Here is an 18,364-nt window from a genome sequence, read left to right on the forward strand (position 1 = left end):
GTTTTTTCCATGCCCACGCGCGCACTTCGCACGCTCCCCCCGCTACTGATCACGCTGTTGACCGGCACCCTGCTCGCGGGCTGTTCCGGCTCGGTCCTGGTCAAGGAGCAGGATCTCGACCAACTGACGCGTTCCGAGGCTGACCAGTCCCAACAACTGAATGAACTGAGCGAAGACCTCAAGGCCCATCACCGCGGCATGGTCCGCAACAACAACGAGAACACTCGTGCGTTGATCGAAACCATCCGTGAACAGGTCAAACCGCCATCCTGCCCCAAGACGCCACAGCCGGTCTGCTCCGCGCCAAGTACGGGGATGACCGCCGATTCCCAGCGTCTTAACGGCATGCTGATCGTCGGCGAACTGGAGAGCATCCACTTCCTGGAGCCGGGGTTCACCTACGAAGCGCGGGTCGACAGCGGCGCGGAAACGTCCTCCATGGACGCCCGCAACGTCGCCTATTTCGAACGTAACGGCGAAGACTGGGTCCGCTTCGACGTGCCGGTACCGGGCACCGAGGATCAGTTCAAAACCCTGGAACGCCCGCTGTCCCGTAACGCCAGGATCATCCAGGCGTCCGCGGACGAAAGCGAGCGCCGGGCCGTCGTTGAGTTGCAGTTCGCCATTGGTGATCACGTGCAGAAGGCCGAATTTACCCTGTCGAATCGGGCCAACCTGTCTCACACCGTGCTGATTGGCCGCAACATCCTGCGCGATGTAATGCTGGTCGATGTCGGCAAGGAACACGCCACTACCCTGCCCGAGAAATTTACCCGCAATCACCCGGCCGAGGCCGGTAAGGCTGACGCCCAGTGAAATCCCGCTACCCTTTCTACACGGCGATCGCCCTGCTCATTTTCGCCGGCCTGGGCCTGTCCATGTTGCGTCACTTTGAGCTGGGGATCCCCTGGCTTTCCGGCGAAGAGCGCCCGGTCTGGCTGGTGGAAGCGCGGGTCGATTTCCAGGCACAGGGCGAACCGGTGCTGGCGAGCCTGAACCTGCCGGACGATCCGCCCGGATTCCACGTGCTGTCCGAGCAGGCCGCCTCGCCCGGTTACGGCTTCTCGATTGTCGACGACAACGGCGACCGCCGCGGCGAGTGGTCAATCCGCGAGGCCAACGGTCCGCAGACGCTGTATTTCAAGGCCCAGTTCGTGCCGGACACCAACGCCCGCGCCCAGTCACCGGATACGCCACCGGTACCGGAAAGCGTTTTCTGGGAGGAGCCCCAGGCCACAGCGGCGAACGAAGTGCTCGACCTGGCGGCGGCGAAATCCAGCACCCCGGAAAGCATGACCCGGGAAGTGATCAAGCTGGTCCGGTCCTCCGATCCGAACCAGAACACCGCACTGCTGCTGGCGGGCAACAACGACGTCGAGGTGGTGTCCAAGCTCCTCAACTACGCGGACATCCCGGCGCGTATCTCAGAAGGCATCAAGCTCGAGGACGCACGCCGCCGCCAGCCCCTGCGCCCGTTCCTGGAAATCTACGATGGCGAGAACTGGCTGACTTTCGACCCGCAAACGGGCGAACAGGGGTTGCCGGACAATGTCCTGATGTGGAGCCGCAACACCGACTCGCTGCTGGACGTCATGGGCGGCAATCAGTCGGTGGTCAGCTTTGCCATGCTGCGCCAGACCGTACCGGCCCTGCAGCTGGCCCGCGCCGAATCCATGCAGAACGGCCTGGGCTTCCTCAGCCTTTATCAGCTCCCCATCGAGGAGCAGAGCATGTTCCGCATGCTCCTGCTGCTGCCGCTGGGGGCCATGGTCGTGGCGTTCATGCGCGTGATCGTCGGCATCCGGACGTCCGGTACCTTCATGCCCGTGTTGATCGCCGTGGCCTTCCTGCAGACATCCCTCGGCCCCGGCCTGGTGACCTTCGTCAGCGTGGTGGCCATGGGGCTGCTGCTCAGGGGCTACCTGTCCAATCTCAATCTGTTACTGGTATCGAGAATTGCCACGCTGATCATACTGGTCATATTCATGAGTACGGCGATCAGTATTGTCGGCTACCAGATGGGCTTTAACACAGGCATGACGGTCACCTTCTTCCCCATGGTGATCCTGGCCTGGACCATCGAACGGATGTCGATCCTGTGGGAAGAGGAAGGCCCCCACGAGGTCTTCGTCCAGGGCGGCGGCAGCCTGCTGGTGGCCATACTGGCGTACCTGGTGATGAGCCTGCCGCTGGCCGGACACCTGACGTTCAACTTCCCGGAACTGCACCTGGTGGTGCTGGCGGTGATCCTGCTGATGGGACAGTACACCGGCTACAAGCTGAGTGAACTGCGGCGCTTCCACCCGATGAAGGAATACGACTGATGCGCTGGATCTCCCCTGGCGCTCTGGCGCGCCGCGGCATGCTTAACATGAACCGCCGCAACGTGGACTACATTGCGCGCTACAACGACCGTAGCGCGTACCCGCTGGTGGACAACAAGCTCAAGACCAAGCTGATTGCCGCCGAGTACGACGTGGCGACGCCGGAGCTGCGTCAGGTGGTCAGCCAGCAGCACGAGATCTCCCACTTCCGCGAGATGATCCCCAACCTGGACGGTTTCGCCATCAAACCGGCCAAAGGCTCCGGCGGCAAGGGCATCCTGGTGATCACCGGGCGCGAGGACGATCAGTTCGTCAAAGCGTCCGGCGCCAAAGTGTCCCTGCCACACCTGGAGCGGCATCTGTCCAACGTCCTGGCCGGGCTCTACTCCCTGGGCGGCTCCCCTGACGTGGCGATTGTCGAGGACCTGATCCAGTGCCGCACGTCGCTGACCGACTTTTCGTTCCAGGGCGTGCCGGACATCCGCATCATCGTGTTCCGGGGTTATCCGGTGATGGCTATGCTGCGCCTGGCCACCAAGGCATCGGACGGTAAAGCCAACCTGCACCAGGGCGCCATCGGCGTGGGGATCGACATCGCCACGGGGCAAAGCCTCAACGCGGTGCAGTTCAACCGCCCGGTCAAGACCCATCCGGATACCGGCCACGCGCTGGACAAGATCCACATTGAGGAGTGGCACACCATGCTGGTGATGGCCTCCCGCTGCTACGAGGCCACCGGCCTGGGCTACATGGGTGCCGACCTGGTGCTGGACCAGAAAACCGGCCCCACTCTGCTGGAACTCAACGCACGCCCCGGCCTGGCCATCCAGATGGCCAACGGCAAGGGGCTGCTGCCCCGCCTGCACTACATCGAGGGCCTCAAGCGCACCCACCTGACACCGGAAGCACGGGTGGAGTACGCCATGTCGGTCTTCAGCCACGCCGGCAATCTGTCGACGCCGGCCAAGCGAGACGTTCGCCCCGGAGCCTACGCCAGCGCCTGAGCGCGCCGCCTACCCTGGCCGGGTCACCCTGCCCGGATCACTACGAGCCGGAATGCGAACATAAAAAAACCCGCCTCATTCGAGGCGGGTTTTTTGTTTCAGCCGGGGTTCGGCTTACTTCATACCGGCGTCAATGAGCGCCCGCTCGTTGTTCAGCCCCTTGAACAGGCCATAACACATGACCAGCAAGACCAGCGTGAACGGCAAGCCGACACTGACTGCACCCGCCTGGAGCGTGGTCAGGGCCTCGGAGCCGCCACCGAAGATCAGGGCCGCTGCAATGGCGCCTTCCATAACCGCCCAGAAAACACGCTGCTGGGTCGGCGCATCCAGCTTACCGCCGGCGGTGATGGAGTCGATGACCAGCGAACCGGAGTCCGAAGACGTCACGAAGAACACCAGCACCAGGATGATACCGATGAAGGAGATCACCGCGGTCAGCGGGATATTCTCGAACATCTGGAACATGGCCAGGGAAACGTCGCTCAGGCCATCGGTCGCCAGGGTGCCCACGCCCGCCTGAATCTGCTCCAGCGCGCTGCCACCGAAGGCACTCATCCAGACAACCGTGATCACGGTCGGGATAATCAGTACCGCGGTGACGAACTCACGTACGGTGCGGCCTTTGGAAACACGGGCGATGAACATGCCGACGAACGGTGACCAGGAGATCCACCAGGCCCAGTAGAACACGGTCCAGCCGTGGAACCAGGTCTCGTCTTCGCGACCGAACGGGTTGCTCAGCGGCACGATGTTGGCGACGTAGGAGGAGGCGGTGGTCCACATGGCCTGGAACACGCCCAGCGTGTGGCCGGCGAAGATCACGAACGCCAACAGCAGGGCTGCGAGGACCATGTTGATGTTACTGAGAATCTTGACGCCACCGTCCAGGCCGCGCACCACGGATACCAGCGCCACGCAGGTGACACCGACAATGATGGCGATCTGGGTTGCCATGCCGCCGTCGACGCCGAACAGGTACTGCAGACCGGAAGCCGCCTGTTGTGCCCCCAGACCCAGAGATGTCGCCAGACCGAAGATGGTGGCCAGCACCGCCAGGATGTCGATGATGTCACCGATCCAGCCCCAGACGCGATCACCGAAGATCGGGAAGAACGCGGAACGCAGGGTCAGCGGCATGCCCTTGTTGAAGGCGAAGAACGACAGGGACAGCGCGACCACCGCGTAGATCGCCCACGGATGCAGGCCCCAGTGGTACATGGTGGCGCCCAGTGCCATGCTGGCACCTTCCGGCGTATTGGGCGCTGCATTCAGCGGCGTACCATACCAGTCGGTGTAGTAGGCCACCGGCTCAGCCACGCCCCAGAACATCAGGCCGATACCCATGCCGGCTGCGAACAGCATTGCGAACCACGACAGGGTGGAGAACTCCGGCACCGCATCCTTGCCGCCGATGCGGATTTTGCCCACCGGCATGAAGATCAGTGCCAGGCAGAAAATCACGAAGATATTACCGCTGATCAGGAACAGCCAGTCAAAGTTATTGATGGCCCCGGTCTTGGCGCCGTTAAGCATTGATTTCGAAACGTCCGGGAACAGCAGGGTTCCCACCACGAATACGATAATCAACGCAGCGGTAATGAAGAACACCGTCTTGTGCAGGTCGAGCCCCAGGGGGGTTACATTGTCCTGACCCGCTTGATAGTCGGTGGAGTACTCGTCTTTAAGGACTTCGCTCACGTCAAGTCTCCTCGAACGGATTTACTGGCCCAATAGTTTTGGACTCAAATTACAGGCGTGTAAGTTTATTGATTTGAGTACAAAATATCAAAATCGAATGACGGCCTGCCTCCATACACTCAACGTAGACCAGATTGGCCGCCGCTTCCCGGAAAATACGGAAAATCCCAATAATATGCCGGAACAGCCGGATAAAGCCGGCCCGAAAGACTTTTCGGCGTCTGAAGAGTGACATTCCCAAGCACCGACATGCCCGGCGTCACGTGAGACGCCCGACCCGCTATTTACTTACAGGTCTAAAGATGGTTGTCGCCGTCCGCAAATAACCCGCCACGCTTCCAGCGACTCGACTCTATGTCCAGCGACTCCATGACGGCGAAGGTCTCTGTTAGAATGAAAACCTCTCAACGGGGTGTCTGCTGGAAATGGCAGGCTGAGATCAAACCCGCAGAACCTGATCCGGATCATGCCGGCGCAGGGATTGAGTGGCATTGCGCCTATTCTGCGGCCCCCGTTTCCACCGACCGATAACGGGACCCTGACATGGCAATACCTTTCCGGGCACTGCTGGCGGCCCTGGTTTTCTGCAGCCAGTACGTCCTCGCCGCGCCCACACTGACCGTCTACACCTACCCGTCCTTCGTGTCCGAGTGGGGACCGGGACCCGCCATCAAGGAACGCTTCGAAGCCCGCTGCGACTGCACCCTCGATTTCGTAGCCCTCGACAGCAGCGTCGCTATCCTTCATCGGTTGCGCCTGGAGGGCGAGTCCACCCCCGCCGACGTGGTGCTCGGCCTGGACGCCAGCATCATGGCGGACGCCCGCAGGACCGGACTGCTGGCACCGCACGGCACCTCGCTGTCAGCTCTGGACCTGCCCATCGCCTGGAACGACGACACGTTCGTGCCCTACGACTGGGGCTACTTCGCCTTCGTCTACGACACCGAGCAGCTGGAGCATCCCCCAACCAGCCTCGATGCCCTGATCAACGCCCCCGATGACCTCAAGATTATCCTGCAGGATCCGCGAACCAGCACCCCGGGGCTGGGCTTCCTGCTGTGGATGAAGAAAGTCTACGGCGACCGGGCGGCCGAGAAATGGCAGGCCCTGCAGCCACACATCCTGACCATGACCAAGGGTTGGAGCGACGCCTACTTTTCCCTGTTCATGAACGGCGAGGCGCCGATGGTGCTGTCCTACAGCACTTCGCCGGCCTACCACATGGCGGTGGATAACACCGATCGCTACCAGGCGGTGGCGTTCGACGAGGGGCATTACCTGCAGGTGGAAGTTGGCGCCCGGGTGCGTACCAGCGACCAGCCCGAGCTGGCGCAACGGTTCCTGGCGTTCATGCTGTCACCGGCGTTCCAGAGCGAGATTCCGCTGAAGAACGTGATGTACCCGGCCACCGACCTGGGGGATGAGCTGCCGGACGTCTTTGAACGCCTGATCCGGCCGGAACAGACCCTCTACTTCGAACCGCAAACCGTGGCGGACAACCGCCGGACCTGGATCGACGAGTGGCTCAACGCGACCGCACAATGACACCGCCGCTGAGCCATCCCCGCTGGCAGATCTGGCCGGGTCGCCTGGTGGCGCTGCTCCTGCTGGGCATCGTCGCCGCCGGCTTTTTCGGGCTGATGCGCGAGTGGCGCGGGGCGGCGCTGACCGAGCTGTGGCAGTCCGCCTACCTGCGCCAGGTGATCTGGTTCAGCGTCTACCAGGCCGCCCTGTCCACACTGCTGAGCCTGCTGCTGGCCATTCCTGTCGCCCGCGCCCTGCACCGCCAACCACGACTGTTCGGCCGCGGACTGATCCTGCGCCTGAGCGAGCTCAGCCTGGTGCTGCCCAGCATCGTCGCGGCCTTCGGGCTGGTCGCGGTCTACGGCCGCAGCGGCTGGCTCAGCCCGGTGTTCGACGCCCTCGGAGGCTGGACCCTGTACGGCCTGCAGGGCATCCTGCTGGCCCACGTCTTCTTCAACGCCCCCCTGGCGGCGCGCATCCTGCTGCAGGGCCTGGAACGCATCCCCGCCAATCAGTGGCGCCTGGCCGCCCAGTACGGCCTGGGCAGCCGCGCATTGTGGCGCAGCCTGGAGTGGCCCGCGCTGAGACAGGTCCTGCCGGGGCTGGCGGTGTTCATCTTCATCCTCTGCTTCACCAGCTTCGCCATCGTCATGACCCTCGGCGGCGGCCCGCGCTCCACCACCATCGAGGTGGCCATCTACCAGTCCCTGCGCTATGACTTCGACTTTGCACGTGCCGCGGTGCTGGCACTGGTGCAACTGCTGATCTGCGGCAGCCTGTGGTGGCTGGCCACCCGCTATCGGGGCCCATCCGGACTGGTTCCGGGGCAGTTGGAAACGTCACCGGGTCTGCGCCGCGATGCCCGGGGCTTGGCGGGCTGGCGTGACCGCACGTTGCTGGCGCTGTTCCTGCTGTTCCTGCTGCTGCCGCTGGCGGCGGTGGTCTGGAAAGGGCTGCCCGAACTCTGGACCAGCGCCGGTAACACCCTGCTCTGGTCCAGTCTGTTGCGCAGCGTACTGGTCGCCACGGCCGCGGCCGGAATGAGCCTGGGGTTCGGGCTGGCCATCCTGGGGTGCAGCCGGCACGAACGTCAGGCCGGCCATGGTCGTCGCGCCCGGCTGACCGAAGCATGCGGCCACCTGACCCTGCTAGTGCCGGCCCTGGTGCTGGGCACGGGGCTTTTCATCCTGCTGCGGCCGCAGTTGGGCCAGGGCCCGCAAGGGCTGACGCTGGTGGCGCTGATTAACGCACTGATGGCGCTGCCCTTCGTCCTGCAGGTCCTGCGCGGGCCGCTGGCCACGTTGTCGCCCGCGACCTCCCGTCTGGCGGACCAACTGGACGTGCGGGGGCTTTACCGCCTGCGCTGGATCGTCCTGCCGCTGCTGCGGCGCCCGATTCTGCTGGCACTGGCCTACGCGGCCGGCCTGTCGCTGGGGGACTTCAGCGTGGTGGCCCTGTTCGGCAGCCCGGCCAACCCGACACTGCCGCTGCTGCTGTACCAGCAACTGGCCGGTTACCAGATGGCCAACGCCTCGGCCACGGCGCTGGTGATGCTGCTGCTATTGCTGCTGGTGTTTCATGCGCTCAACCGCCTATCGCGGGCCGCACATCGCAAGCCGCAACAACGTTCATTCCAATCACGCCGGTATCCGATCCATGCTTGACATCGACCGCCTGACCTTCCGTTACCCCGGCGCCGAGCGGGCGCTGACCTTCAGTGTCCGCGTTGACACCGGCACCTGCCTCGCCATCACCGGCCCAAGCGGCTGCGGCAAGAGCACGCTGCTCAATCTGGTAGCCGGCTTCCTGGAGCCGACATCCGGCCACGTCCGCTGGCAGGACCATGACATCGACGCTCTGCCGCCCTGGGAGCGGCCGGTCACCTCGGTGTTCCAGGAGGACAACCTGTTCGACCACCTCAGCGTCCGCGACAATCTGGCCATCGGCATCCACCCGGGGCTCAAGCTGAGCGACGCCGACGAGACAGCGCTGTCGTCGATGCTGGCGGATGTCGGCCTGGCGGGCATGGAACAGCGCTTGCCCACCGCGCTCTCCGGCGGCCAGCGCCAGCGAATCGCCATCGCCCGCGCCCTGCTGCGCCGCTCGCCCCTCTTGCTGCTGGACGAGCCCCTGACCGGCCTCGACCCGGACACCCGCGCCACCCTGCTGGCCCTGCTGGACCGTCACAAGGCCGCCGGAACCACCCTGCTGCTGGTCAGCCATGACACAGACGATGTGCAAACCCTGGCGGACGACGTACTGCGCCTGACAGCCTGAACCAGCTATGCTCCAATACGGGCCCCTGCCCCCGGCAGGCCCGTCACAGTCTATTCGCGAATACAGGGAGCCTTTCGTACATGCACAAGTCGTCGCCCATACCAGCCCGCTATACAGCCTATGTGATATCGCTGCTTGGACTGGTGCTGACGTTACCGCTGGCCTGGCTCTATCCGTCCACCTTTTTCCTGCCCCTGATCTTCGGTCTGCTGGCGATCCTGGGCACCTACGACCTGCTCCAGCACCGCCACACGGTCAGCCGCAACTACCCGATCCTGGCCCACTTCCGCTACTTCCTGGAGTCGATCGGTCCGGAAATCCGTCAGTACTTCATCCAGCGGGATACCGAGGAGGTACCCTTCTCCCGGGAACAGCGCGCTATCGTCTACCAGCGCGCCAAGAACGTACTCGACAAGCGCCCGTTCGGCACCCAGCACGACACCTACGCCGAAGGCTACGAATGGATGAGCCACTCCATGGCGCCGGTGGACCACAAGGACAACGATTTCCGTATCCTGATCGGCAAACACTGCAAGCAGCCCTACAGCGCCAGCATCTTCAACATTTCCGCCATGAGTTTCGGCTCCCTGTCGGCCAACGCCATCGAGTCCCTCAATCAGGGGGCGAAGCTGGGCAACTTCTATCACGACACCGGGGAAGGCTCGATTTCCCGCTACCACACCAAACACGGCGGCGACCTGGTCTGGGAGATCGGTTCCGGTTACTTCGGCTGCCGCAACAGGGACGGCTCCTTCAACGAGGAGCTGTTCGTGCGGAACGCCACCCGTGACCAGGTACGGATGATCGAGATCAAACTGTCCCAGGGCGCCAAGCCGGGCCATGGCGGCATCCTGCCCGGCCCCAAGGTCACCCCGGAAATCGCCGAGGCCCGGGGCGTCACGCCCTGGGAAGACGTGGAATCCCCGGCCCAGCACAGTGCCTTCAGCACCCCGCTGGAGCTGATGGATTTCATCGAGCGGCTGCGCGAGCTGTCCGGCGGCAAACCGGTGGGTTTCAAGCTGGCCCTGGGGCATCCGTGGGAGTGGTTCGGCCTGGTCAAGGCCATGCTGGAAAGCGGCAAACGTCCGGATTTCATCGTCGTGGACGGTGGCGAGGGCGGCACCGGCGCCGCGCCGCTGGAGTTCACCAACCGCCTGGGCATGCCGATGACCGAAGCGCTGCAACTGGTCCACAATGCGCTGGTCGGAGCGAATCTGCGCGAGGAAATCGCCATCGGGGCCGCCGGCAAGATCACCTCGGCCTTCAACATTGCGCGCACGCTTGCCCTGGGCGCCGATTGGTGCAACGCGGCCCGCGGTTTCATGTTTTCCCTGGGCTGTATTCAGGCGCAAAGCTGCCACAGCGACAAGTGCCCTTCCGGCGTCGCCACGCAGGACCCGCGCCGGGGCAGCAAGCTGGATGTGGCGGACAAGAGCCAGCGGGTCTATCACTTCCACCGCAATACCATGCAGGCACTGACCAACCTGCTGGGCGCCTCCGGGCTCAAGCACCCGCGGGAGCTGGGGCCGGAGCACATCATCCGACGCGTGGACGAGAACGAAGTGCGGACCTACATGGAGCTGTTCCGCTTCCTGGAGCCCGGCGAACTGCTCAAGGGCTCTTCCGAACACACCGTGTTCGCCAAGTACTGGGACGCCTCCCGGGCGGACAGCTTCGAGCCGCCGGAATTCATCCGCAAGTTACGCGAAACCAAGCTGCGCTAAACCGCCCCGTCCGGCGGGTATCGTCACTCGCCGGGCGAGGATTGTCCCTCGTCGGCCTGCAACTCCGCGGCGGGCAGGCGATCCTGCCCCCACGTGCGATGGACCTGGTCCATCACCGCCTGCAGTTCTTCCGGCCGCACATCCGCCAGCGCGCCGTGTTCCAGTGGATCGTAGTGGAAGATATAGAGCCGTGACGCGAACTCCCCGAACGGCAGCGACGACTCGCCGTGGCGTTCGTCGTGCCCGGAAGTACTCACCTTGATGCCATCGCCCCAGTCCTGGGCACTGTCGTTGTTGGGGTTGAAGAAGTACACCCGCATGGTCTGCTCGGGGTCGAGCCCCACACGCAGGATGGTGATGGCGTGCCAGCCAATGAACCGAGACGCACTATCGGTAACCGCGATACCTGCCGGCTGGGGATGGATCAGCGGCTGGTTGCCGTTGTAGAAGGGATGGTAGCTGGCGTAGAAATGTCGCAGGAAATTGTCCAGGTCGACCAACCGACCGGTGGCCACGTCCACATTGATGCTGAAACCGCGCCCGCACCACCAACCGTGAAATTCAGGGTTGATCCAACGATGCGGGTCGCCATCGCGATCCGCGCACAGGCGCCCCATTTCCCCGTAGAGGCGGTCGAGGTGCGGCACCAGAATCAGCGACACCGCGTCCAGGTCCAGGTGCAGCTCGCGGGCAACGCCACCGGCACTGGCCACCGAGGACACGGGTTTGCCCTCGAAATGCATGATGATCTCGTCGTCGCGGGCGGCCCAGACCAGCAGCTGCAACAGGAAATCCGGGTCCGTGTAGGCCCACATGGAAATAGCCCGCGCCGACTGACAGGTCGGGTTATTACCCTGCCCCACGCCCAGCGGGGCTCCCATCACACAGAGCACGCCTTCCAGCAGCCGCGTACGCGGTGAGGCCGAGCCCCCGAAAACCAGCGCCAGCTGTTCACGAGTCGGCCGAGACAGGGGCAGGTTGACCTGACGCCAGAGCGCCGGGCCCATGGCGGGGTTGTAAAGAATGCCCCGTTCCAGCATCAGCGCCAGTCCGTAGACCGACTGCGGCGTCTCGGGGGTGACTGCCTCCCGGATCAGCGCGTGCACCAGGTCGGTGTAACACAGCAAACAGTCCCGGCCGGTGCTCGACAGCCCCAAAGCCTCCGACAGCAGCTGCTCGCCCTGATCCACGAGGAAACGTAGCAGCTCGGCGTGGTAGGCGGACACCAGCCCGGTATCGTGCATGGCGCGGGCACAGCCCATGGCTTCCGCCTGCAAGCCGCGCTGGTCCATGGCCGCCAGCCGCTCGCGATAGACATTGAGCCCCGGGTCCTCGCGACTGGCCTCGGTCGGCCCGAACAGACTGCTGATCAACCGATAGGCGCCCTGCCCGCTGGCGCCCAGCTCGATATCGGGGTCACTGCTGCAGATGGCGATCTGGGTGATCATCTGTTTGACGGGCCCGGTCTGGATGGGGCGTTGATTGAGCAGGCGCCAGATCTCGGCGATAAGCTGGTCGATGACATGCTCGTAGCCGATCCGGTCCGCCAGATGCTGGACCAGCGCCCGCGAGACCCCGGCCAGACGCCCTTGGGTTTCACGCTCGGCCTCCCCGGCGGTGCCAAACAGCAACGCCAGGTTGATCGCCAGCACCTGGGCCAGAAAGTGGTGGGCCTGCTCCGAAGAGACGTAGGGATGGCAGTAGCGGCCGGTGGCGACCGCCAGCAACCGCAATTCACTGAGCGCTTCGAGCGCGACCGTGTCCGCCGACGGGCTACGCAGGGACTGGGAGGTCAGCGTCGGGATCAGGATATGGGGGTGAGCCCAGTCCGTTCCCTGGAAAACGCCGCTCTCCTCCAGTTCCTGGGCTCGCTCTTCAATCGCTTCGCACCCGCCCGTCTGCATCAGGACCCGGCGGGCCAGGTCAAAAACGAGATGCGCCTTACCCACCTTGGCAAAGGGTTTGGCCCGGGCCAGCTGGGCGACCGCATCATCCAGTTTGACCAGCAGCCCCTCAAGCTTCCCGGGGGCGGCCTGTTGGGCGTTGGAATAGTCCACGCGACATCCTCATGATCGTGCAATGCCGATAGGCTACACGTAAAAGTCGAGCTCTTCCTGGTGTTTCAGCAAATCGCGCAGCTTGTGGGGATCGTCGCCCTTGAAGTAGAGCAGCCCCCAGTGGGTTCCGAATGCGGTCCGTTTGGTCACGGTATCCTGCATCGGCGGTGCCAGGTCGTTGGACTCGTAATACGGATGGTCCTCGGTTTCTTCCGGGATCTCCAGCCGGCTCACTACGCGCAGGCGCGGATAGACGCCGAAACAGCCCGCATAGCCCGAGGCATCGACCACTTCGCGAGGGAAGAAACGGGTGATTTCCTCTTCCGTGGTCTTGGGGTCGAAGGCCAGGATCATGCCCTGGTAGGCGTTGAAGCCATAGACCCGCTCCAGCAGCTCGAATACCTTGAAGCCCGGCGGGCGATAGGCCACCTCGCCAAAGTACATCTCGCTGTCGTTGGTGACGAAATACTCCGGGTGAAGAAAGCCGAACTCGATATCGAAGGCCTTGATCAGCTTCTCAATCTGCTCCCGGATCTGGGGCCGGTATTTTTCCAGCTCCGGCGAAGCCGGAACGAACACCGAATAGCCCAGGGTCACGTACTCGGAAATATTCAGAAAGCGGATCTTGCCGTTGTGAATCCAGGCTTCCACCGCAAATTCCCAGCCATCCAGGTGGGATTCCATCAGGACCGGGAATTCCTCTTCGGGAATGGTATCCACCTCGTCCGGCGTGCGGATCACCCGGTGCCCCAGGCAGCCAGCCTTGTCGAAGGCTTTGAGGTGGATCGGGTCGTTGGGGTCGCCGTCGAGCTTGAGCAGCGTCTGGTTCACGCGCTTCAGGAAGCGGATGACGTCGTCCCGGTCGTGGGCTTCCTCGAAGATACCCACGCGAATCCCGCCCAGCTGGGCGCGACGCTTCATCAGGGCCTTGTCCCGCAGGAGCATGGCCTGACCGAACAGTTTCGGTTTGTCCAACAGGACAGCGTTGATGGCCCCGGCCCACTCCACGGTTTCCTCGAACAGCGGAATGGCCACATTCACTCCCATGTCCTTGAGGGTCTGGGCGATTTCCATGGAGCGATCGTTCAGGCGCTCAAAATTCCAGGGCACATAGGGAATGTTGTGCTCCTGGCAATAACTCTCCGCCCATTCCGGCGCCACCACGACATAGCGCCGGTCAAACTGATCCGCAGCCTCGACCGCATTCAGACTCCAACCGAGCAAGGCGACATAGCCCTTGTCCGGATCATAGGAAGTATTCGCATCAGCTGACATACCTCGTCCTCCTTTTCGGATCGTCGTCCTATAACCCTAGACCATGAGCGAGAGGATAAAAATCGACCAGCGGTTAAACATGCGAGAAAGGGAAAGCCGGACCGAAGAGCGCCTGCGGGCCTTCGGTCCGGAAAAGGCGGGGCTCAGACGTCGATGCGGGTCTCCTCGCCGGCCTCGAAATAGATGGCGCGGCTCAGGTCCACCATCAGTTCCGCGGGCTCGCCCGTTTCGATGGTGTGATCCGGGTCCAGCCGGCAGTGCACCTCGGTGTCGTTCATGCGGATCAACGCCATCACATCGGGCCCGGTGGGCTCGGTAACCTCGATCCGGAAACGGCCGGAGGTGGTCGCCGCCTGGTCCGCCTTGTGCGCCAGCGGCTGGGTGATGTGCTCCGGGCGAATCCCCAGATGGATCTCGCGGCCGGTGTATTCGGCCAGCTTCTCCGGCAGCGGGATACGCGTTTGGTCGCCGTCTACGCTGCGCAGGCTGGCCACCGGACGGCCGTTTTCGGTCTCTACCAGCAGCGGGATGAAGCTCATCGCCGGAGAGCCGATGAAGCTCGCCACATAGCGGCAGGAGGGCTGCTCGTAGATTTCCTTGGGCGTGCCCAGCTGCAGCAGTTCGCCGTCCTTGATCACCGCGATGCGATCGGCCAGGGTCATGGCCTCGATCTGGTCGTGGGTCACGTAGACGATGGTGGTGCCCAGACGCTGGTGCAGTCGCTTGATTTCGGTGCGCATTTCCACCCGCAGCTTGGCATCCAGGTTCGACAGGGGTTCGTCGAACAGATAGATCTTGGGCCGACGCGCCAGAGCCCGCCCCATCGCGACCCGCTGCTGCTGGCCGCCGGACAGTTGCGACGGTTTGCGATCCAGCAGGTTCTCGATCTGCAACAGCGTAGCGACCCGCTGGACTTCCGCGTCGATCTCGTCCTTGGGCATGCGACGGATTTTCAGACCGAAAGCAATGTTCTCACGCACCGACATGGTGGGATACAGCGCGTAGGACTGGAACACCATGGCGATGTCCCGGTCCTTGGGCTCGGCGTGGGTGACGTCCTTGCCATCGATCATGATGTGGCCCTGGGTGACGGTTTCCAGGCCGGCAATGCTGTTCATCAGCGTGGACTTACCGCAGCCGGACGGCCCCACCAGGATCAGGAATTCACCGGAATCGATGTCGATATCAATACCTTTCAGGGTTTCCTGGGCGGCGTTGCCGTAGGTCTTGCGGATACCCTTGAGTTGTAATTGTGCCATTGTGGACCTCTAACCTTTTACAGCGCCGGACGTCAGTCCGCGAATGAAATACTTGCCGGCCAGCACGTAGACGACGAGCGTGGGCAGCGCGGCGATCATGGCGGCGGCCATGTCCACGTTGTACTCCTTCACGCCAGTGCTGGTGTTGACCAGATTGTTCAGGCCGACCGTAATCGGCTGGCTGTCACCGCTGGCGAACACCACGCCGAACAGGAAGTCGTTCCAGATCTGGGTGAACTGCCAGATGAAACACACCATGAACGTCGGTACGGACATGGGCAGCAGGATCTTGACGAAAATGGTCACGAATCCGGCGCCATCCAGTCGCGCGGCTTTGATCAGAGCGTCCGGGACGGCCACATAGAAATTGCGGAAGAACAGTGTGGTAAAGGCAATGCCGTAGACCACATGGACCAGCACCAGCCCCGGGGTGGTGTTGGCCAGTCCCAGTTTGCCCAGAACGCCGGCCATCGGCAGCAGGATCACCTGGAACGGCAGAAAGCAGCCGAAAAGCAGCAAGCTGAAGAAGATGTCGGAGCCCCGAAAACGCCACTTGGAAAACACATAGCCGTTGATCGCCCCCAGGAAGGTGGAGATCATCACGGCCGGAACGGCCATCTTCAGGGAGTTCCAGAAGAAACCGTGGACGCCGTTACACTCGACGCCGGTACAGGCACTGGACCAGGCCTTGGCCCAGGCATCCAGCGTCCAGGTTTCCGGCAGGCTCATCAGATTGCCGGTGCGGATGTCGCCGGTGGTCTTGAAACTGGTCACCAGCATGATGAAAACCGGGATCAGGTAGGCGATACAGGCCAGCAACAGCGTACCGTAAACCAACAGACGCCCGGTGCTCAGGGAATTGCGTACTGAATTAGCCATTGCGCTGCCCCCTCAGTTCCGAATACAGGTACGGCACCAGGATGGCGAGCAGCATAGCCAGCATCATCATAGCACTGGCCGCCCCCAGGCCCATCTGACCGCGGGTGAAAGTGAAGGCATACATGAACAGGGCCGGCAGGTCGGACGAATAGCCCGGGCCGCCTGCGGTCATGGCCGTAACCAGGTCGAAGCTCTTGATGGCGATGTGCGCCAGCACCATCACCGAGCTGAAGAAAACCGGGCGCATGGCCGGCAGCACGATGCGCAGATAAATGCGCGGCAGGCTCGCGCCGTCCACCCGGGCGGCGTTGATGATGGATCCGTCGATGCCCCGCAGTCCCGCCAGGAACAGCGCCATCACGAAGCCGGAGGCCTGCCACACGGCGGCAATCACGATGGTGTAGATCACCATGTCGGGATCGGTCAGCCAATCGAACTTGAAGCTGGTCCAGCCCCAGTCGTGCATGAGTTTTTCCAGCCCCAGGCTGGGGTTGAGAATCCACTGCCAGACCGCACCGGTGACGATCATCGACAGGGCCATGGGATAGAGATAGATCGTGCGGATCACGCCTTCGTTGCGGATGCGCTGGTCCAGCAGGATCGCCAGGAAGCAGCCAATCGCCAGGCAGGACACGATGAACAGCACACCAAAAATGACCAGGTTGGTGCAGGCTGTCACCCAGCGATCGTTGGCGAACAGTTTGGCGTACTGTTCAAAGCCCACGAACTCGTAGCTGGGCAGAAAGGTGGATCCGGTCAGCGACAGCACGCCGGTCCAGATCATGAATCCGTAGATACCCACCAGCGCCATCACGGCCGTCGGCGCAAGCGCCAGTTTGGGAAGCCAGTGTTGCAAATGCTGGGTCAGACGGACACGGGGACGCTGTGGCGTCGCCTCGGACGCCGCACCGATGTGAGCCATCTTGAGAACTCCTAAACCGTTATCGGTTGGCGGGCGGGGCCAGGCCCCACCCGCTCAGACATGAAGTGACAGGATCAAAGAGCGGACTGGACCGCGGATGCCAGACGCTCGGCCGTTTCTTCCGGGTCCGCATCGGCGCGATTGAAGAAGTTGGTGACGACGTCGAAGATCTGGCCCTGTACGGCACTGGTGGTGGACATGCCATGCGCCATGCTGGGCACCAGACCACCGGTGTCGGAAGTCTTCTTGAACGCATCCATGGAGGCCTGCGCGCAGTCGTCGAAGCCGGACATGTCGATGTCGGTACGGACGGGGATGGAACCCTTGGCCTTGTTGAAGACGGTCTGGAACTCAGGCTCCAGAATGGTCCGGGCCAGGTCTTTCTGGGCCTTCTCGTTGTCCGCGTCACTCAGCTTGAACATCGCCAGGGAGTCGATATTGAAGGTGAAGGAGCCCTGGGTACCGGGTGCCGGAACGCACAGGTAGTCCTCGCCGGCCACCTTGTCGGCGGCGGTGAACTCGCCTTTGGCCCAGTCGCCCATGATCTGCATGGCGGCGTCGCCGTTGATGACCATCTGGGTAGCGACGTTCCAGTCACGACCAACCGCGTTCGGGTCGATGTAATCGCGAATCTTGTGGAACTTGGTCAGGGCTTCGACCATTTTGGGGCCGGACAGAACGTCCATATCGTGATTCACGAAAGCGGCCCGGTAGTCCTCGGGACCCAGCTCGGCCAGGGCGATGGCCTCGAACACGGTGGCGTCCTGCCAGGCCTGACCACCATGGGCCAGCGGGATCACACCGGCGGCCTTGAGCTTGTCGGCCACGGCGAAGAACTCATCCAGCGTGGTGGGCACTTCCACGCCGACCTTCTCGAACACGTCCGGATTGACCCAGAGCCAGTTGACGCGATGCACGTTGACCGGCACCGCCACATAGTCGCCCTCGTATTTCATCGTATCGGAGACCACCGGCGGCAGGACCTGGCCCCAGTTCGCTTTCTCAGCCACGTCGTCCAGGCTGGTCAGAAAACCAAGCTTGGCCCACTCCTGGATGTCCAGCCCCTTGATCTGGGCGGCTGCGGGTGGGTTGCCGGATACAGCGCGGGTCTTGAGGACCGTCATGGCCGCCTCGCCACCGCCGCCAGCCACAGCGAAATCTTTCCAGGTATGCCCCTGGTCTTCCATCATTTCCTTGAGGACACCCATGGCCTTGGCTTCGCCGCCGGAGGTCCACCAGTGCAAGACTTCGACCTCGCCGGCGTGGGCCGGGGTCAGTGCAACACTCAGGCCGAGAGCGGCCAGAAAATGCCTGATCGGTTTCATAGGTTGGCACCTTGTTGTTTTTGTGAGTGATTATCCATGTCATTTTTTTATGACATCACTGGAGTCTATGGCACTGTCGCAATCCTTGACGTA

Annotated in this window: 14 protein-coding genes and 1 riboswitch; of the genes, 7 read left to right on the forward strand and 7 right to left on the reverse strand. The window is 62.9% G+C overall.

Annotation, left to right across the window (positions count from 1 at the left end; genetic code table 11):
• The first annotated feature begins 9 nt into the window (after nt 1–9).
• From GQB00_RS13440 to GQB00_RS13450, 3 genes are read left to right on the forward strand one after another with little or no spacing between them, the layout of a single operon-like run.
• Entirely contained in the window at nt 10–816 is an 807-nt protein-coding gene (locus GQB00_RS13440) for an ATP-dependent zinc protease (RefSeq protein WP_165856715.1), read from the forward strand.
• Nucleotides 813–2,324 (forward strand): inactive transglutaminase family protein, encoded by a 1,512-nt coding sequence (locus GQB00_RS13445; protein ID WP_111497777.1) that lies wholly within the window; start codon nt 813–815, stop codon nt 2,322–2,324. The genes GQB00_RS13440 and GQB00_RS13445 overlap by 4 nt, the downstream gene beginning before the upstream one ends.
• Nucleotides 2,324–3,328 carry an alpha-L-glutamate ligase-like protein gene (locus tag GQB00_RS13450; protein WP_111497778.1) on the forward strand — a complete coding sequence of 335 codons (1,005 nt, stop codon included), beginning with the start codon at nt 2,324–2,326 and terminating at the stop codon, nt 3,326–3,328. The genes GQB00_RS13445 and GQB00_RS13450 overlap by 1 nt, the downstream gene beginning before the upstream one ends.
• A 114-nt stretch (nt 3,329–3,442) precedes the next feature.
• On the opposite strand, the gene GQB00_RS13455 is transcribed toward GQB00_RS13450, so the two are convergent.
• A complete protein-coding gene (locus GQB00_RS13455; protein ID WP_111497779.1) occupies nt 3,443–5,029 on the reverse strand; it encodes a BCCT family transporter in 1,587 nt (528 codons plus the stop codon).
• A 398-nt stretch (nt 5,030–5,427) separates the two neighbouring features.
• Nucleotides 5,428–5,527, forward strand: a riboswitch (TPP riboswitch).
• A 45-nt stretch (nt 5,528–5,572) separates the two neighbouring features.
• Between GQB00_RS13455 and thiB the strand changes: the two genes are divergently transcribed.
• From thiB to GQB00_RS13475, 4 genes are all read left to right on the forward strand, one after another.
• Nucleotides 5,573–6,574 (forward strand): thiamine ABC transporter substrate binding subunit, encoded by a 1,002-nt coding sequence (thiB, locus tag GQB00_RS13460; RefSeq protein WP_165856716.1) that lies wholly within the window; start codon nt 5,573–5,575, stop codon nt 6,572–6,574.
• A complete protein-coding gene (thiP, locus tag GQB00_RS13465; RefSeq protein ID WP_323127287.1) occupies nt 6,550–8,217 on the forward strand; it encodes a thiamine/thiamine pyrophosphate ABC transporter permease in 1,668 nt (555 codons plus the stop codon). Before thiB ends, thiP begins: the two co-directional genes overlap by 25 nt.
• Entirely contained in the window at nt 8,210–8,830 is a 621-nt protein-coding gene (locus tag GQB00_RS13470) for an ATP-binding cassette domain-containing protein (protein WP_165856717.1), read from the forward strand. Before thiP ends, GQB00_RS13470 begins: the two co-directional genes overlap by 8 nt.
• A gap of 80 nt (nt 8,831–8,910) precedes the next feature.
• Nucleotides 8,911–10,554 (forward strand): FMN-binding glutamate synthase family protein, encoded by a 1,644-nt coding sequence (locus tag GQB00_RS13475; RefSeq protein ID WP_111497783.1) that lies wholly within the window; start codon nt 8,911–8,913, stop codon nt 10,552–10,554.
• A gap of 23 nt (nt 10,555–10,577) precedes the next feature.
• Here the strand turns inward: GQB00_RS13475 and GQB00_RS13480 are convergent, their stop codons facing one another.
• The 6 genes from GQB00_RS13480 to GQB00_RS13505 form a co-directional block, all read right to left on the reverse strand.
• Nucleotides 10,578–12,611, reverse strand: a complete 2,034-nt coding sequence (locus GQB00_RS13480; RefSeq protein WP_165856718.1) for a hypothetical protein — start codon at nt 12,609–12,611, stop codon at nt 10,578–10,580.
• A 33-nt stretch (nt 12,612–12,644) separates the two neighbouring features.
• The gene (locus GQB00_RS13485) at nt 12,645–13,886 is read right to left on the reverse strand and encodes an ATP-grasp domain-containing protein (protein WP_111497785.1); all 1,242 of its coding nucleotides are present in this window, start codon (nt 13,884–13,886) and stop codon (nt 12,645–12,647) included.
• Nucleotides 13,887–14,029: 143 nt separating this feature from the next.
• On the reverse strand, nt 14,030–15,145 hold the full coding sequence (locus GQB00_RS13490; RefSeq protein WP_165856719.1) for an ABC transporter ATP-binding protein: 1,116 nt from the start codon (nt 15,143–15,145) through the stop codon (nt 14,030–14,032).
• Nucleotides 15,146–15,154: 9 nt separating this feature from the next.
• On the reverse strand, nt 15,155–16,024 hold the full coding sequence (locus GQB00_RS13495) for a carbohydrate ABC transporter permease (RefSeq protein WP_111497787.1): 870 nt from the start codon (nt 16,022–16,024) through the stop codon (nt 15,155–15,157).
• Nucleotides 16,017–16,946, reverse strand: coding sequence for a carbohydrate ABC transporter permease (locus GQB00_RS13500; protein ID WP_111497788.1), 930 nt, complete (start codon nt 16,944–16,946; stop codon nt 16,017–16,019). The genes GQB00_RS13495 and GQB00_RS13500 overlap by 8 nt, the downstream gene beginning before the upstream one ends.
• A gap of 74 nt (nt 16,947–17,020) precedes the next feature.
• On the reverse strand, nt 17,021–18,271 hold the full coding sequence (locus GQB00_RS13505) for an ABC transporter substrate-binding protein (protein WP_111497789.1): 1,251 nt from the start codon (nt 18,269–18,271) through the stop codon (nt 17,021–17,023).
• Between the last annotated feature and the right edge of the window lie 93 nt (nt 18,272–18,364).

It is taken from the genome of Marinobacter sp. JSM 1782161, from assembly GCF_011421605.1.
Taxonomy (GTDB): domain Bacteria; phylum Pseudomonadota; class Gammaproteobacteria; order Pseudomonadales; family Oleiphilaceae; genus Marinobacter_A; species Marinobacter_A bohaiensis.

Excerpts from the sequence above, each read along its gene's own strand:
- GQB00_RS13490 (WP_165856719.1), bottom strand. The coding sequence starts at position 15,145 with ATGGCACAATTACAACTCAAGGGTATCCGCAAGACCTACGGCAACGCC.
- GQB00_RS13450 (WP_111497778.1), top strand. The coding sequence starts at position 2,324 with ATGCGCTGGATCTCCCCTGGCGCTCTGGCGCGCCGCGGCATGCTTAAC.
- GQB00_RS13500 (WP_111497788.1), bottom strand. The coding sequence starts at position 16,946 with ATGGCTCACATCGGTGCGGCGTCCGAGGCGACGCCACAGCGTCCCCGT.
- GQB00_RS13440 (WP_165856715.1), top strand. The coding sequence starts at position 10 with ATGCCCACGCGCGCACTTCGCACGCTCCCCCCGCTACTGATCACGCTG.
- GQB00_RS13485 (WP_111497785.1), bottom strand. The coding sequence starts at position 13,886 with ATGTCAGCTGATGCGAATACTTCCTATGATCCGGACAAGGGCTATGTC.
- GQB00_RS13505 (WP_111497789.1), bottom strand. The coding sequence starts at position 18,271 with ATGAAACCGATCAGGCATTTTCTGGCCGCTCTCGGCCTGAGTGTTGCA.
- thiB (WP_165856716.1), top strand. The coding sequence starts at position 5,573 with ATGGCAATACCTTTCCGGGCACTGCTGGCGGCCCTGGTTTTCTGCAGC.
- GQB00_RS13495 (WP_111497787.1), bottom strand. The coding sequence starts at position 16,024 with ATGGCTAATTCAGTACGCAATTCCCTGAGCACCGGGCGTCTGTTGGTT.
- GQB00_RS13470 (WP_165856717.1), top strand. The coding sequence starts at position 8,210 with ATGCTTGACATCGACCGCCTGACCTTCCGTTACCCCGGCGCCGAGCGG.
- GQB00_RS13475 (WP_111497783.1), top strand. The coding sequence starts at position 8,911 with ATGCACAAGTCGTCGCCCATACCAGCCCGCTATACAGCCTATGTGATA.